The following is a 15,563-nucleotide window of genomic DNA, read 5'->3' on the forward strand; positions in this document are numbered from 1 at the left end:
TCGATAGTCGCACAAACGGCGTCACCGCGACGCGGGGTACCGCGCAGCGCGAACATGGCCGCGACGATGGCCCAGCGCCGGTATTTCCATGAGCTAAGCCGATTGTCAGCTTGGTGGAGGAAAATGGGGCGACGACACACAAACATACACATGACTAACGGCACCCGCATACCATTGCCGTTCACGGATTTGGAGCGACTCACATCGTGCACAACGAACCCCATGCGTTGAATGATCCATCACAAGACACCACACCGGCATCCAGCCCGTCCATGCCAGCGGCGGCGGCCACCACAGACGTGGAGGAACTGCGCATCACCACCGTCGACCCCACGAAGGCACCGAAGCCCAGACACCGCGCTTGGCCCAGCTGGCTGTACGCGGTCGTGTTCATCGTCGTCGACTTCCTCGCTCTCGCGATCCTGCAGTATGGCGTCACACAGTCGTCGACGCGCGTGCAGCTGTCCAGCTCGCTCGACAGCCTCGGCACGATGATCGGCAAAATGGGCCAGGGCAACTTCGTGCTTCTGCTCAACATGCTCGCCATCGGACTCGTGTATCTGATTCTGCTCATGGTGAGCAACCGGTTCTGGGTGGCCTCACCGATACTGCTGTGCCTCGCCGCGGTCATCGCAGCCATCGAGAAGCTCAAGATCAGCGCGCGCTACGAGGTGATCCTGCCCTCCGACCTGAACTTCCTCAAAGGCAACACCGGCGACGTGATGAGCTTCCTGCCGCCCGAGGCGCCCGCGGTCATCGGCATGGCGGTGGGCGTGTGCGTGCTGGCGGTTGCCCTGTCGATCGTCTGCGCGCACTTCGACGGAAGGCATGGCTCGATGATCCGTGGCGGCAACAAGTCACTTGGCGCGGGCCTGCGCGTGCTGTTCACTGTGCTGCCCGCGCTCGCGATCGCCCTGTATGTGGGCAGTGTGGGCACCGTGGACTCGTGGGGCTACCGGGTGTCACGCGGCATGGGCGACAAGCCGTCGATGTGGGATTCGGTCTACGACGCGCAGCGCAACGGCCCGGTCGTCTCGTTCCTGCGTCAGATCGACCCCAAGGTCATGGACGAGCCCACCACCTACAGCGAGGCCACGATGCGGCAGATCGCGGAACGTTACCGCAAGAGCGCGGCGGACATCAACAAGACGCGTGAGCGTTCGCTCACCGACAGCACGGTGGTGTATGTGCTGTCCGAATCGTTCTCCGACCCCACACGCGTGCCCGGCGTGCAGCTCAACGCCGACCCCATGCCCGCCATCCGGCAGGTGAAGGGTGAGACCACGTCCGGCCTCATGCTCAGCTCCGGGTACGGCGGCGGCACCGCGAACATGGAATACATGGGGCTCACCGGCTTGAGCATGGCCAACTTCGACTCCTCGCTCACGAGCCCGTACCAGCAGTTGCTGCCCGGGGCGTGCTGGGCGCCGAGCGTGAACCAGCTGTGGGGCGCGCCCGAATACTCGATCGGCCTGCACCCGTACGAGCCGAGCATGTACGCGCGCGAGACGAACTACAAGAAGCTTGGCTTCTCGCACTTCTACGCGCTCAAGGGCGACGACATCATCGCGCATCAGGACAAGATCGACAATTCGCCGTACGTCTCCGACGAGGCGACCTACCAAAGCACGGTCGAGGAGATCAAGAAGACCGAGGACAACCAGTTCCTGCAGGTCATCACGATGCAGAACCACATGCCATACAACGACTGGTACAAGAACAACGAGTTCACGGTGAGCGACTCCGCCGGCGCCGAGCACCCGCTCACCGACAAGGAGAAGGAATCGATCCGCACCTACGCCAAGGGCATGGAGCTGACCGACGAAGCCACCAAGAAGTTCCTCGAAGAGCTCGATGCGATCGACAAGCCGATTACCGTCGTGTTCTACGGCGACCATCTGCCCGGCATCTACAAGACCGCCGGGGCCGACGAGAAGAACTCGATCGCACTGCACCTGACCGACTACTTCATCTGGTCGAACCAGGCGAGCGAAGTGCAGGGCACCAAGCTCGACGACAGCGCCTACACCTCACCTAACTTCTTCATCGCGCAGGCCGCCGAACAGATGGACGCGAAAGTGAGCCCCTATCTGGCGTTCCTGACCGACATGCACGGGCATATCGCCGCCATGGAGCCACCGGTCGTCAACACCATCCAAGGTTGGGACCGCATCCCCGAAGGGCAGGCGATCTACCTGAACCAACAGGGCGAGCCGATGAGCGTGGCCGACATGGATGCGGCCACGAAGCAGCTGCTCGAGGATTACAAGCTGATCCAATACGACATCACGGCCGGCAACAACTACCTCAAAGACATGGAGTTCATGGAACTGCCGAAGTAAGGCCAGCAATCGCCTTTTCGCGGCGCGCCATGGCCGGGTAGCAGCCGCCGGCCAGAGTCCTCTGACATTTTACTCTCGGTAAAATGTCAGAGGATTTTTGCGTGATATGGCTATTCTAGACATTGATAAAACGTTTTACTAGCGTTTTTGATGACATGGTGAGGAAATCTTGCAGCTCCCCACCGCGGCACTGAGATTGGATTCAAAGGAGAATACCATGGGAAAGAAGATCATCCTCGACTGCGATCCCGGGCACGACGACGCCGTGGCCATCCTGCTCGCCTTGGGCAACCCCACGATCGATCTGCTGGGTGTGACCACCGTCGGCGGCAACCAAAGCCTCGGCAAGGTGACGTACAACGCCCGCGCCGTCCTCGAAAAAGCGCACGCCACCGATGTACCGGTGCATATGGGTTGCGGCCGCCCGCTCATCCGCGAGCCCGAAGCCGCGGCGACGATCCATGGGCAGAGCGGCCTCGACGGCGTGGAACTGCCCGTGCCGAGCCGACCGCTCGACGAAGGGCACGCGGTCAACTGGATCATCGATACGATCATGTCCAATCCGCCGCAGACCATCACACTCGTGCCGACCGGACCGTTGACGAACATCGCGCTCGCGGCCCGCCTTGAGCCGCGCATCGTCGACCGCGTCAAGGAGGTCGTCCTGATGGGAGGCGGCTACCATGTGGGCAATTGGAGTGCCGTCGCCGAATTCAACGTGAAGGTCGACCCCGAAGCGGCGCATATCGTATTCAACGAAACCTGGCCGCTCACCATGGTGGGCCTCGACCTGACACATCAGGCGCTGTGCACGCCCGCTGTCCAACGCCGCATGGAGGACATCGGCACCGATCTGGCCACGTTCGTCAGTGGGCTCATGGACTTCTTCCGCGCGTCCTACCGCGAGAACCAGGACTTCGTCAACCCTCCGGTGCACGACCCGTGCACAGTCGCGTACCTCATCGACCCCACTGTGATCACGACGCGGCGTTGCCCAGTGGATGTGGAAATCCACGGCGACCTGACGCTGGGCATGACCGTCGCCGACTTCCGCGGCGCCGAACCCAGCCCGGAGGAATGCCATACCCAAGTGGCGGTCCATCTGGATGTCGAGAAGTTCTGGAACCTCGTCATCGACGCCATCAAGGCGCTTGGCTGAACGTAGCGCATAAAAAGGAATCAACGAAGATTCAAGGAAAGAGGAACCCATCATGTCCAGCACATCGATGAAGCCGGCCGTGCCCGCGAAGCACGGCGGCGACGGCACATCCATCGTCGCACTGATGGTCGCGCTCATGGCGGCCATCTTCGCGTTTCAACTCAATGCGTCCATGCTGTCCCCGGCCCTCACCACGATGGCCAACCAGCTGCGCAGCGACGATGCCCAGATCGGTCTGACGCAGACCGTGTTCTTCACCGCATGCGCGGTGTTCTCGCTGTTCCTGCCACGTTTGGGCGATCTCGCCGGGCGCAAGAAGGTGCTCATCGGCATGCTCGCGCTCACCGGCATCGGCTGCTGCATCTCGGCGCTCGCCGTCAACGTGCCGATGCTCATGGTGGGGCGTGTGATCCAAGGTGTCGCCGGCCCGGTCGTGCCGATGACGCTGCTCATGCTGCACGAGCGCGTCACCGATGATGCACGCTATGCGCGGCTCATGGCCATCCTGACCGCCGTCAACGGCGGCATCGGCGGCGTCGACGCGCTGCTCGGTGGCTGGCTCGCCGGCCACTTCGGCTTCCGCTCGATCTTCTGGGTGATGGCGGGTGTCGCACTCCTCGCGATCATCCTCGTGTGGATCTTCGCCAACGAAAGCCACGCGGAAGAGACCCCGAAGATGGATTGGCTCGGCGTGGTGCTGCTGTCCGCGGCCTTCCTGTCGATCTACCTCGCCATCGATCAGATCCAGAAGCTTGCCGGCGCCAACTGGTGGCTTGTGGCGGTCGAACTCATCGCCGGCGCCGCGCTGTTCATCGGCTTCTGGCAGGTCGAGAACCACAAGAAAAACCCGATGGTCGCCACCAAGTACCTCAAGCAGCGCCGCACATGGGGCCTGCTGCTCACCACGCTGCTGACGATGACCGGCGTCTTTGCGATCATGAACGGCATCGTCCCCGCGCTCGCACAGGACACACAGTTCGGCGCCGGCATCTCCACGGACACCGTGTCGTTGTTCACCCTGACCCCGTATGCGCTTGTCGGCCTGGCCTTCGGCCCCGTCGCCGGTGTGCTCGCGTCCAAGCGCGGATACCGCTTCGTGCTGCGCGCTGGCCTTGTCGTCTCCGCAATCGCGATGGTCTTCGGCATCTTCGTCTGCCACGGCCCGGCGATCTGGAACCTCATCGTCCTGTCAGTCGTGCTCGGCGTGTCGTATGCGGGCACCGCGAACATCATGCTCAACGGACTCGGCATCGTGCTTTCGCCAGAGGACAACCCGGGCTATCTGCCGGGCCTGAACGCGGGCGCGTTCAACCTGGGCTCCGGATTGAGCTATGCGATCCTGTACGGCCTGCAGAAGGCGTTCACATCCTCCGGCGGCGCCACCTCCGGATACATGGCGTCGATGGTCGGCGGCATTATCCTGCTCGCCCTCGCGCTTGCCTGCTCGTTCCTGATCCCCAAGCCGCAGCAGGAACAACGCTGATCTGATCGGCGCGGCACCCGGCTTTTCAGAGTAAGGAGGCCGGCACCCTAATCAGGTGCCGGCCTCCTTAATATATATGCGCTGGTGTGGTCAGGCCTTGAGCGCCTTGGCTCCGATGTCGTGGCGGTAGAACATGCCTTCGGTGTTCACCGCGTCGAGGATCCCATACACCTTGCGCTGTGCCGTGGCCAGGTCCGGGGCGCTCGCCTCGACGAGCAGCACGCGGCCGGAGTTGGCCTCAAGCCCGTCCTCGCCGCGGGCCACGCCGGCATAGTACACGTGGGAATCGGCGTCGGTCGCGATCTGCGGGATGTGCGCGCCCTTGACGATCTCCCCGGGGTAGCCGTCGGAGGCGAGCACGACGCCCAACGTGGCGTTGTCTTCGTCCCACGTGAACTCGGGGGTCTCGCCGTTGAGGATCGCCGTGATACCTGCGCCAAGGTCGCTCGTGAGCTTCGGCAGCACGACCTCGGTCTCCGGGTCGCCGAAGCGCGCGTTGAACTCGATGACCTTCGGGCCGTCCTGTGTGGCGATGAGGCCCGCATAGAGGATGCCGGTGAACGGGGTGCCCTCGGCGGCCATCGCCTCGACGGTCGGCTTCACGATCGTCTCGATGGCCTGCTGCACCACATCGTCGCCGATCTGCGGCACGGGGCTGTATGCGCCCATGCCGCCGGTGTTCGGCCCCTTGTCGTCGTCGTACGCGCGCTTGTGATCCTGGCTGATCGGCATGGGCCAGAACTCGGTGCCGTTCACAAAGCTCATCAGCGAGAACTCCTGGCCGTCGAGGAAGTCCTCGATGACCACCTTCGCGCCGGCCGAACCGAAGCGGTGGTCCACGAAGATGTCGTTGAGCGCGGCGATCGCGGTGTCCTCATCCATCGCTACGGTCACGCCCTTGCCCGCGGCTAGGCCATCGGCCTTGATCACGATCGGCGCGCCATGTTCCTGCACATACAGCATCGCTGACGCAAGGTCGTCGAAGGTGCGGTAGGCGGCGGTCGGAATGCCGTGGCGTTCCATGAGCTGCTTGGCGAAGTCCTTGGAGCCTTCGATCTGCGCGGCGGCTTTGCCGGGGCCGAACGCCTTGATGCCGGCCTCCTTGAACGCGTCCACAATGCCTTCGATGAGCGGCACTTCGGGACCCACGAACACCCAGTCGTAGTCGTTGTTGCGCACAAAGTCGATGAGCGCGGCTTGGTTGGAAGGGTTGAGCTGCAGTGTGCGAATGCCTTCATCGAGCTCCATGCCCGGATTGCCCGGGGCCACAGTCACCTCGTCGACGCTCGCGCCCCGCAGCAGCGTGTGCGCGATGGCGTGTTCACGTGCGCCCGAACCGATTACCAAAACCTTCATAATGCTTCTTTCCTCAGGAATTGTTGGAATCAATCAATAGTCGGTCAATGCCGCGTCAGGCGAGCTCCACATCGTCGCTGCCGCGCGCGACCACGGATCCGATGCGGTAGCCCTGTTCGCCGGCGTTCGCGAGCAGGTTCATCACCTCGTCCTCGCGGTCGGCAGGCACAGCCACGACCATGCCGATGCCCATGTTGAAGATGTTGAACATCTCCATATGGTCCACGCTGCCCGCGCGCTCAATCACATCGAAGATTGGCGGCACTGGCCACGAGCCGAGCTCGATGCGCGCGGCGAGGCCCTCGGGCAGCATGCGCGGCACGTTCTCAATGAACCCGCCGCCGGTGATATGCGCCACGCCGTGCACCAAACCGGCTTCGAACAGCGGCATGAGCGCCTTCACGTAGATCTTCGTGGGCGTGAGCAGCACGTCGCCGAGCGTACGGTCGCCGAGCTCGGGCAGGCGCGTCTCCACGGTGTAACCGGCCTGCTCGAACAGCGCCTTGCGCACGAGCGAGAAGCCGTTGGAGTGCACGCCGGTGGACGGCAGGCCGATCAGCACGTCACCTTCGGCGATGGCGGAGCCGTCCACGATCTTCGAGCGCTCCACGCAGCCCACGGTGAACCCGGCCAGATCGTACTCATCTTCGTCGTACATGCCGGGCATCTCCGCGGTCTCGCCGCCGATGAGCGCGGCGCCCGCCTGCACGCAGCCGTCGGCCACGCCGGAGACGACCTGTTCGAGCACGGCCGGGTCGTTCTTGCCGCAGGCGATGTAATCGAGGAAGAACAGCGGCTGCGCTCCCTGCGCCACCACGTCGTTGACGCACATCGCCACGCAGTCCACGCCGATTGTGTCATGTTTGCCCATGAGCTTGGCGATCACGAGCTTGGTGCCGACGCCGTCGGTGCCGGAGATGAGCACGGGCTCCTTGTAGTTGAGTGAGGCGAGGTCGAAGAGTCCTCCGAACCCTCCGATGCCCGACACGACGCCGAGGCGGTCGGTGCGCGCGACATGCGACTTGATGCGCTTGACGACCTCGTATCCCGCTTCGACGCTGACGCCGGCGTTCTCATATGCTTGTGGCATGTTCGACCTTTCTTGAACTGGGTATGCCGTTGGGATGGCTTGCGGACCGGTGGGGCGCGCGAACAAGGCACGGGACCGGCTGCGCGCGCGGCCAGCCGGTCCCATGGATCATTCGTTCGCGATGCAGTAGTCGGTCGGATCGACCGAAGCGTGCCGACCGTTCACTTTGTGCGTGTATTCGGTGCCCTCGTACATCGTCTTCTGATGGTCATACCCCGGCAGGCGCACCAAGTCGTCGGGGGAGAGCGAATCGAGGAAGTCCTGCTCGTAATCGTCGAGCGCGGTGGGGTAGTCGCCGTTGAAGTACGCGACGCACAGGCCGCCGTACGGGGCGTCGGCGTGCAGGCCAATCGACTCGATCAGGCCGTCCACGGAGAGGAACGCGAGCGAATCCGCGCCGATGAACTCGCGGATCTCCTCGACCGATTTCTTCGCGGCGATGAGCTCCTGCGTCGTCGAGATGTCGATGCCGTAGAAGCACGGGTATTTCAGCGGCGGTGAGCTGATGCGCATGTGCACTTCGGCCGCGCCCGCCTCTTTGAGGATCTGCACGATGCGCCGTGACGTGGTGCCGCGCACGATCGAATCGTCGATGACGATGATGCGCTTGCCCTTGACGACCGATTTGACGGCGGAGAGCTTCATGCGCACGCCCTGTTCGCGCAGCGCCTGCGTGGGCTGGATGAATGTGCGCGCCACGTACTGGTTCTTGATCAGGCCCATCTCATTGGGCAGTCCGGATTCCTCCGCATAGCCCGAGGCGGCGGACAGCGAGGAGTTCGGCACGCCGATCACCATGTCGGCGTCCACCGGTGCCTCCTGGGCCAGACGCGCGCCCATGCGCTTGCGCGCCGAATGCACGTTCACGCCGTAGATGTCCGAGTCGGGGCGTGCGAAGTAGATGAACTCCATCGAGCAGATCGAAAGCTGCGTGTTGCTCGTGTAGGTGATGATGCGGTATCCCTCGTCGTTGATCACGATCATCTCGCCCGGTTGGATGTCGCGGATGCGTTCTGCACCCACAACGTCGAGCGCGCAGGTCTCGGAGGCGAGCACATAGGCGCCATTGGACATGCGGCCCAGGGAGAGCGGCCGGAAGCCGTTGGGGTCGAGCGCGCCGATCATCTCGTTCTCTGTCATGATCAGGTACGCGAATCCACCGTGCACGGTGTTGAGGGCTTCCTGCAGCTTGTCGATGACCGTGCTGCGCACCGATCGGCGAATCAGGTGCATGAGCACCTCGGTGTCGGAATTCGAATGGAAGATGGCGCCTTCGTTCTCGAGCGCACGGCGCAGCGAGAAGCAGTTGGTCAGATTGCCGTTGTGGCACAGCGCCATGTCGCCGTCATGGAAACGGAAGATGAACGGCTGGATGTTGTCGATGCCGCCGGAGCCGGCGGTCGCGTAGCGGACATGGCCGATCGCATGTTCGCCCTTGAGTTTTTCGATGTCTTTTTCGTTCTGAAACACCTGTGTGAGCAGGCCGAGCCCACGATGCCCGGAAAGATGGCCGTGGTCGTTGGCCACGATGCCGGCGCCCTCCTGCCCGCGGTGCTGCAGCGCATGCAGACCGAAATAGGTGAGTCGAGCCGCATCCGGATGACCCCAGACGCCAAAAATACCGCATTCTTCGTGGATCTCTTCGAGTTCAGCTGACAAGCTGGAGCTCCTTCCGGAAAAGTATGGAGAAAGGGATTCGCTACGAGATAAACCCTAGCAAGCGCGTGCTACATTGCCAACCGGAGCAATGCAAAAAACGGCGGAGTTCCAGCAAAAATCCAGAGGCGGTGAGTTCGCATCGTGGACGTGCGGTGGCGCGGGCATCGGGATGGCTCGTGGGACTGGCCGGCCCGACGCGCCGGTGATTCGACATTTTCGAACAGGTGTTCGAAAATGCTGCCATGACAGACCGCACGTACCTAGCCATAGACCTCAAATCGTTCTATGCCTCGGCCGAGTGTGTGGCGAGGGGACTCGATCCGCTGGACACGAACCTGGTGGTGGCTGATGCAAGCCGGACGAGCAAGACCATCTGTCTCGCGGTCTCTCCATCGCTCAAGGCCGTCGGCATCGGTGGGCGTCCGCGTCTGTTCGAGGTCGAGCAGCGTGTGGCGCAGGTCAACGAGGAGCGGCGGTTGCGCGCACCTGGGCACCGCTTTTCAGGGTCCTCCGTGCATGCCGCGGAGTTGGCGGCCTCGCCCGGTTTGGCGCTTGCGTACGTCACCGCCAAACCGCGCATGGCGTACTACCTTGATGTGAGTGCGCGCATCTATGGCATCTATCTGCGGTTCGCCGCGCAAGAGGACATCCATGTGTATTCGATCGACGAGGTGTTCATCGACGCCACGCGGTACTTGCGGTTCGCGGGAGGCAGCGCCCATGAGCTTGCGCGGCGCATCGTGGCCGGCATCTATGCGGAAACCGGCATCACGGCCACCGCAGGCATAGGCACCAACCTCTATCTGGCCAAAGTCGCTATGGACATCGTGGCGAAGCACACCGCTGCCGGGGCTGACGGAGCGCGCATCGCGCAGCTCGACGAGGCGGCGTACCGGCGGCTGTTGTGGGCTCACCGGCCCCTCACCGATTTCTGGCGTGTGGGTCCGGGCACCGCGCGTCAACTGGAGCGCCACGGACTGTTGACGATGGGCGATGTGGCACGGTGCTCGGTGGGTGGTGCCGATTCTTATTACAATGAAGACCTGCTATACCGGCTGTTTGGTGTGAACGCCGAGCTGCTCATCGATCACGCGTGGGGATGGGAACCATGCACGATTGCCGACGTCAAGCAATACCGGCCGGAGCATTCCAGCATGGGGTCGGGGCAGGTGCTCCATGAGCCGTACGACTGGGAGCATGCACGCATCGTGGCCTGCGAGATGGCGGATCAACTGGCGTTGGGCATGGTCAAGCGTGGCATCCTGACCAGTCAGGTGACTTTGTCGGTGGGGTACGACGTGACGAGTCTGGATCAGCCGGGCGCGGCGGGGTACACCGGGCCGGTCTCGCGAGATCGATACGGCCGCCGGCGCCCCAAAAGCGCGCATGGATCATTGAATCTGGGGCGGCGCACGGCCGCGTCCTCGGTGTTGCGCGAGGCGATTGGCTCGCTGTACGACCGCATCGTCGACCGCTCGCTGCTCGTGCGGCGGCTCAATGTGGAGGCATCGCAGGTGCATGCCGTGCATGATCCGGGGGATGTGAGTGGGGCTAGTGCCGCCGAGACCGAGCAGCCCGATCTGTTCTCGTTCCTTGTGCAGGATGAAGGGGGCCGCAGTGATGAGAGTCGCACACGGCAGGAGGAGCGTGAGATGAAGATGCAAGAGACGTTGCTGCATGTCAAAGAGCGGTTCGGTGGCAACGCGGTGATCAAGGGCCTCAACCTCGAAGAAGGCGCCACGGGCGTGGAACGCAACCGGCAGATAGGGGGCCATGCGGCATGAACATCGAAAACACCCACCGGTACGACGACATCATCGACATGCCGCATCATCAATCCAAACGGCACCGGCCCATGGCCATGGAGCAGCGCGCCGCGCAATTCATGCCGTTCGCGGCGTTGGCCGGGTATGAGGACCTGCTTCGGGAGACGGCCAAGGTGCGCCAGCGGCATATCGAACTGGGCGAAGACGCGCAGGAGGCGCTCAATGCGCGACTCGCGGCGGTGTTGGCGCATTTGGGTGAGCACCCGCGCGTGGATATGACCTTTTTCCGTATGGATGACGAGGGTGCCGGCGGGGAATACCAGTGCATTGAAGGCGGTGTGGTGGTGAAATACCATGCCGAAACCAATGCGCTCGAGATGGCGGACGGTAGAGTGGTCCCCGTGGTTGACATCGTGCGCATTGAGCTGAGTGAAGTATAACGAGCAACGCAAGACGTGAATTTCGTGTGTATTTTAGTGGATTTTCTGCGTTGTATGGTGGTGGTGGGCGTTGTTCGTTGCTACCATGGAATTACGTGATTGTACAGGTTTTGCAAACGATGTCAGGGAGTTGAGATGCAGCGAGCGCAATCCAAGAAAACGGCGTGGATCATCGGCATCATTGGTGTTGTCGTGGCCGTCGTGGCGGCATGTGTGGCGGTGTTCGTGTTCTATCTGCCGCAGCGTGGCGCTGAGCCGCAGGCTTCGGCCGAGACGGCGGCGGCGGAGGCATCGCCGTCTCCCTCGGAATCCACCAAGGTCACGCCGTCCACGACCGATCCGATGGAGGTCATCCGCAATTACGAGGACTTCATGATGAAGTACGCTGATTTCGCGGAGATGCTCAACAGCCAGGACGGCATGCCGGCATCGAAGGCCGAGGAGTATACCGATTGGCTCGCGAGCTTCGACGACATGATGGCGCAGTTCGACGCAGTGAGCAATTCGAAGCTCACCCCCGAACAGGAGAAGTACTTCGACGAGGTCATCGACAAGGTCGACAAGCGCATGAAGGAAGCCACGGGCTCTGAGCTCGCCGGCATTCCGCGCAGTGCCGAGGAGGCCGAGAAGCAGGTGGAGGAGCGGCAGAAGGAAGCCGATCGCACCGCAGGGCGCACCAGCTCGGATGGCGCCGATTCGGATGCCGCGTCAAGCAACTGACTGATGCTTCGCAGTGCCGACAACGCCAAGGGCGCAGACGTGTCTGATGTGCCTATGATGACGGCATGACATACGACAACGGCAATGTGATCGACGTGCAGCCCGCGCCTGCGCCGCAACAGCCTGCGCGCAAGGGCAATGTGCTCGTTTTGGGCAACTCCGGGGTGGGCAAGTCCACGTTGATCAACGCGGTGATTGGCGACGACATCGCCAAAACGAGTTTCGGCACGCGCGGCACGACCGAAGAACTCGCCGTGTACGAAAGCCCGATGGTCCCGTTCCGCGTCATCGACTCCATCGGATTCGAGCCTTCGCCGATCAAGAGCCTGCGAGCGATCCACGCCGTACGCAAATGGTCACGGTCGAGTGCGCAAGACGGCAATGAGAACAGCCGCATCAACGTGATCTGGTTCTGTGTGGATGGCACGGCGGCGAAGCTGTTCCCGGAGACGATCCGCAACTTCTCCAACTCGATCGCGATGTGGAAGTCTGTGCCGATCATCGCCGTCATCACCAAGTCGTATTCGCAGGCAGATCGCGCGCGCAACATCGAGATGGTGCGACAGGCGTTCCGCGGGCAGCGCGTAGAACGCAACCTGCGCGCGATCGTGCCGGTCGTCGCGCAGACATTCGTGATCAACGAGACGGCGTTCGCGCCGCCGGAAGGCATCACCGACCTGATCGACGCGACGATGCGCGCGATGCCCGAAGGCATGCAGGGCGGCGCACACGACCTGATGCAGTTCAAACTCACCCGCAAGCGCGTGCTTGCGCAAGGCCTGATTGGGGCGAGCGTGGCGGCCGGTGCGACCGTGGGCGCAGTGCCGATTCCGATTGCTGATTCGCTCGTGCTCTCGCCGCTCGAGCTCGCCGAACTCAACGGATTGGCGCGCCTGTATGGAATCGACAAGCGGGAGGATTCCAAGCAGTTCCTTGATTCGATTGTGCAGGTGGGCACGGCGAGCGTCGTCGCACATTCGGCGATCAGCGCGGTCAAGGCGATTCCGGGCATCAACATCGCGGCCAGTGTACTCAATGCGATTGTGGCCGCGAGCATCATCGCGGCGCTCGGTGAAGGCGCGGTGCTCGCGTTCGAGCAAGTGTATACCGGGCAGCGCAGTGTGCGCGACATCGGCTGGGTGCAGCGGCTGATGGCAGAGCAGTTCGGCGAAGGGTTCCTTGGCAAGGTCAGCGGCATCGCGCAAGCGTCCCAAGCCGGTGGCGGCAAAGACATGCGGCAGATGATCATCGAGCTGGTCAAAGCCGCGTTCCTCAACCGCAAGCGGTGAATGGCGCCATCTATGACGCGGTGCTTTCTTGGCCGGGGGAAAATTGGCTGTACTGCGTCAATGCTGTCGAATTATTCTTATGGCCGCTTTTACTTTCCTTCCTATACATGCTAGACGGCGCAAGCAGAATGGTTGAACGACGCCCTGTTCTTGATTTCTCTGATAGAGTAAACGCGTGACATGCAATGTGGAGCAATGGTCGCTTCACACTGTCATAAGTGCTGAGAGAAGATGAACAGGAGAAGCTGTGGGGCTAAATGATGGTGGTTGTCGCGTCAGTAGTTTTTGTGATAGCCCCCAAATATAAGCACGATGGCAATTCTGATGGTCATTTGACGGGATGGAATAAAAGATGAAGAAGTTTTTTAAGAAATTCTTAAATAAAAAGAATATAGTCATTTTGATTGTCGTTGCAATATTGTTTTTACTGGTTGGCTGGTGGGGTTCGATACAATTCTATTCTGCATTTCCGAGTGCGATGCCTGAATCATTGAGAGAAAAAGGGCGAACCGACACGCAGGTCATCCATTCGATGCAGCGTACAAAAGAAGTGTCCTTGCTGCGATTGGGTGTTACCGGAATCATTTCGCGGGAGAACAAGAGCCATTTCTTCAGCATGGAGATTCCTGGATCGGAGCGTGCGCAGTTCATTCAGTACACGTTTGACGCGAAGCTGGGATTCGAGGGCAAGGATGTCGTCATAAAAGAGGCGGGCGACAACACCTTTGATGTGGCAATTCCGGAGTTCAAATTTATCGGATACGACCATCCCGAATACCGTGTGGTCGTGGCGCAGAACGGTGCGTTGAGTTTCGGAACGCAGCAGATCGATACCCTCGACATGGTGAACAACATTCTCACGGACAAGGCGAAGAAGGAGTATGTCGACTCGAACCGCGACATTCTCGAAGAGCAGGCGAAATCGTTCTATACATCCATTGTGCAGAGCGTCAGTCCGGATACGAAACTCAACTTCATATTCAAACAGGCTGAGGGTTCGTGATGATTCACAGCGCCTACAGCCCTGCATGCAGTGCAGGCGAGTGATGCCGTCGGACCCAATGCGGTCCGGCGGCATCATTATATATGACGCCACACTATATTAAGGAATGATGTCTGGTGAGCCGTCAATCCTGAATCTGCGTGAACTGCCGCTCGGTGGGGGCCGGATAGGCATCGCGCAATAATGCAGAGAACGATTCGATCGCCATGCCGTAGAACGCCTCAGTGACCAGTTGGAACGTCAGAGTATTCGGCAGGTCGCTTTCCGAAGCCAACGATGACATCAGAGAGTCGAAGCGACTGGGGTTGGTGCGCCAGATCACCGACATCTCATGCAGTGTGAGCAATTTGGGAGCCAAGACGGCGAATGTGCTCGAAGACAGCATGTCGTTGAGTGTCTGGGCGCGGTACTCGCGCATGGATGATTCGCCGGTATTGGCGTTTTGTCCATCGCCGCCGGTACCAATCCACTCGCGTATGGCTTGGATCGCGTTGTGGTTGAGCCCTATGTATTCGCAGGCGTGTGCCATGTCAAAACTACGCTCATCGGTTTCGCCGGTCAGATACCCCACGTCCACACCGAAGAAATCCGCGAGAATGGACATTGTTTCGTACTTGGGGAAGCCGATGACACCGCTCGTGGTGCGGTTGCCGGTGTTGAGCCAGCGGCTGACGTCTTTTTGATGGTATTTCGTGAGGTACTGGCGGTTGAGCGCACTGACCAATCCCAACTGGGTGAGTCCCCGTTCGTCCATACATGCTCGCAGGCGTGTTCTCCACGCCTGCGCACTCGCCTCGTTTATAGTATCCATGGCATAAAACATAGCACATTTATTCCAGATTTATATCATGTTATGTCATTGACACTATAAATCAAAGATTCGAGAATGGTTCTAGCGTGAAACGCTCGTCATTACAACTGTTTCGCACTGGATTGCGTAGGGGAAGGAGTGCTGATTCGCGAATAAAACATGCCCCTTAATGACGAGTTCCTGTGAGCGGTGCCATCCGCTCGCTGTGTAGCCGAAGGTCGGTTGCGTACAAGGGAATGTCTCGTCAGAGAGGAGTGCAGTCATGTTTATGCAATTGGCAGGCATGATACTGCGCGGTGTACGAGCGTTCGAGGATGCGGTGCAGGAACCGGAGCAACAAGGCGAGGTGCACCGCGTCGACGACCACGAAGGAAGACCTGACGGGTCTTCCACACAGGCCGACTGACGACAGGCATTACAGGGTGATGCGGTGATGTGTTGCTGC

12 protein-coding genes and 1 pseudogene are annotated in these 15,563 nt (G+C 61.1%); 9 read left to right on the forward strand and 4 right to left on the reverse strand.

Annotated elements, in window-relative coordinates; genetic code table 11:
• The first annotated feature begins 272 nt into the window (after positions 1-272).
• The 3 genes from BPSG_RS02720 to uriT all read left to right on the forward strand — a co-directional run bounded on the left by BPSG_RS02720 (position 273) and on the right by uriT (position 4,984).
• Positions 273-2,342: an LTA synthase family protein gene (locus tag BPSG_RS02720; protein WP_026643402.1), complete on the forward strand. Its 2,070-nt coding sequence runs from the start codon at positions 273-275 to the stop codon at positions 2,340-2,342.
• A gap of 217 nt (positions 2,343-2,559) precedes the next feature.
• Complete coding sequence (uriH, locus tag BPSG_RS02725; protein ID WP_026643401.1) at positions 2,560-3,501, forward strand: uridine-preferring nucleoside hydrolase UriH; 942 nt, start codon at positions 2,560-2,562, stop codon at positions 3,499-3,501.
• 52 nt (positions 3,502-3,553) lie between these two features.
• The gene (uriT, locus tag BPSG_RS02730; RefSeq protein ID WP_026643400.1) at positions 3,554-4,984 is read left to right on the forward strand and encodes a uridine transporter UriT; all 1,431 of its coding nucleotides are present in this window, start codon (positions 3,554-3,556) and stop codon (positions 4,982-4,984) included.
• Between the two features lie 90 nt (positions 4,985-5,074).
• On the opposite strand, the gene purD is transcribed toward uriT, so the two are convergent.
• The 3 genes from purD to purF all read right to left on the reverse strand — a co-directional run bounded on the left by purD (position 5,075) and on the right by purF (position 9,089).
• A complete protein-coding gene (gene purD, locus BPSG_RS02735) occupies positions 5,075-6,340 on the reverse strand; it encodes a phosphoribosylamine--glycine ligase (protein WP_026643398.1) in 1,266 nt (421 codons plus the stop codon).
• Positions 6,341-6,395: 55 nt separating this feature from the next.
• Positions 6,396-7,430, reverse strand: a complete 1,035-nt coding sequence (purM, locus tag BPSG_RS02740; protein WP_026643397.1) for a phosphoribosylformylglycinamidine cyclo-ligase — start codon at positions 7,428-7,430, stop codon at positions 6,396-6,398.
• Between the two features lie 108 nt (positions 7,431-7,538).
• The gene (gene purF / locus BPSG_RS02745) at positions 7,539-9,089 is read right to left on the reverse strand and encodes an amidophosphoribosyltransferase (RefSeq protein ID WP_022857792.1); all 1,551 of its coding nucleotides are present in this window, start codon (positions 9,087-9,089) and stop codon (positions 7,539-7,541) included.
• Positions 9,090-9,331: 242 nt separating this feature from the next.
• Here purF and BPSG_RS02750 point away from each other — a divergent pair, with 242 nt between their 5' ends.
• The 5 genes and pseudogenes from BPSG_RS02750 to BPSG_RS02770 all read left to right on the forward strand — a co-directional run bounded on the left by BPSG_RS02750 (position 9,332) and on the right by BPSG_RS02770 (position 14,307).
• A complete protein-coding gene (locus tag BPSG_RS02750) occupies positions 9,332-10,873 on the forward strand; it encodes a Y-family DNA polymerase (protein ID WP_026643395.1) in 1,542 nt (513 codons plus the stop codon).
• A pseudogene (locus BPSG_RS08965) lies at positions 10,870-11,058 on the forward strand (hypothetical protein); the annotation flags it as partial. The gene BPSG_RS02750 and the pseudogene BPSG_RS08965, both read left to right, overlap by 4 nt.
• A 372-nt stretch (positions 11,059-11,430) precedes the next feature.
• Positions 11,431-12,015, forward strand: coding sequence for a DUF6591 domain-containing protein (locus tag BPSG_RS02760; RefSeq protein WP_026643393.1), 585 nt, complete (start codon positions 11,431-11,433; stop codon positions 12,013-12,015).
• Between the two features lie 65 nt (positions 12,016-12,080).
• On the forward strand, positions 12,081-13,304 hold the full coding sequence (locus BPSG_RS02765) for a GTPase (RefSeq protein ID WP_051591965.1): 1,224 nt from the start codon (positions 12,081-12,083) through the stop codon (positions 13,302-13,304).
• Positions 13,305-13,656: 352 nt separating this feature from the next.
• Entirely contained in the window at positions 13,657-14,307 is a 651-nt protein-coding gene (locus BPSG_RS02770; protein WP_051591964.1) for a hypothetical protein, read from the forward strand.
• 124 nt (positions 14,308-14,431) lie between these two features.
• Here BPSG_RS02770 and BPSG_RS02775 read toward each other — a convergent pair whose 3' ends face one another.
• A complete protein-coding gene (locus BPSG_RS02775) occupies positions 14,432-15,061 on the reverse strand; it encodes a hypothetical protein (RefSeq protein ID WP_026643392.1) in 630 nt (209 codons plus the stop codon).
• 319 nt (positions 15,062-15,380) lie between these two features.
• Between BPSG_RS02775 and BPSG_RS08625 the strand changes: the two genes are divergently transcribed.
• Positions 15,381-15,524, forward strand: a complete 144-nt coding sequence (locus BPSG_RS08625) for a hypothetical protein (protein ID WP_155266372.1) — start codon at positions 15,381-15,383, stop codon at positions 15,522-15,524.
• Positions 15,525-15,563 lie beyond the last annotated feature (39 nt).

The sequence above is a fragment of the Bifidobacterium pseudolongum subsp. globosum genome (assembly GCF_000741295.1).
Taxonomy (GTDB): Bacteria; Actinomycetota; Actinomycetes; order Actinomycetales; family Bifidobacteriaceae; genus Bifidobacterium; species Bifidobacterium globosum.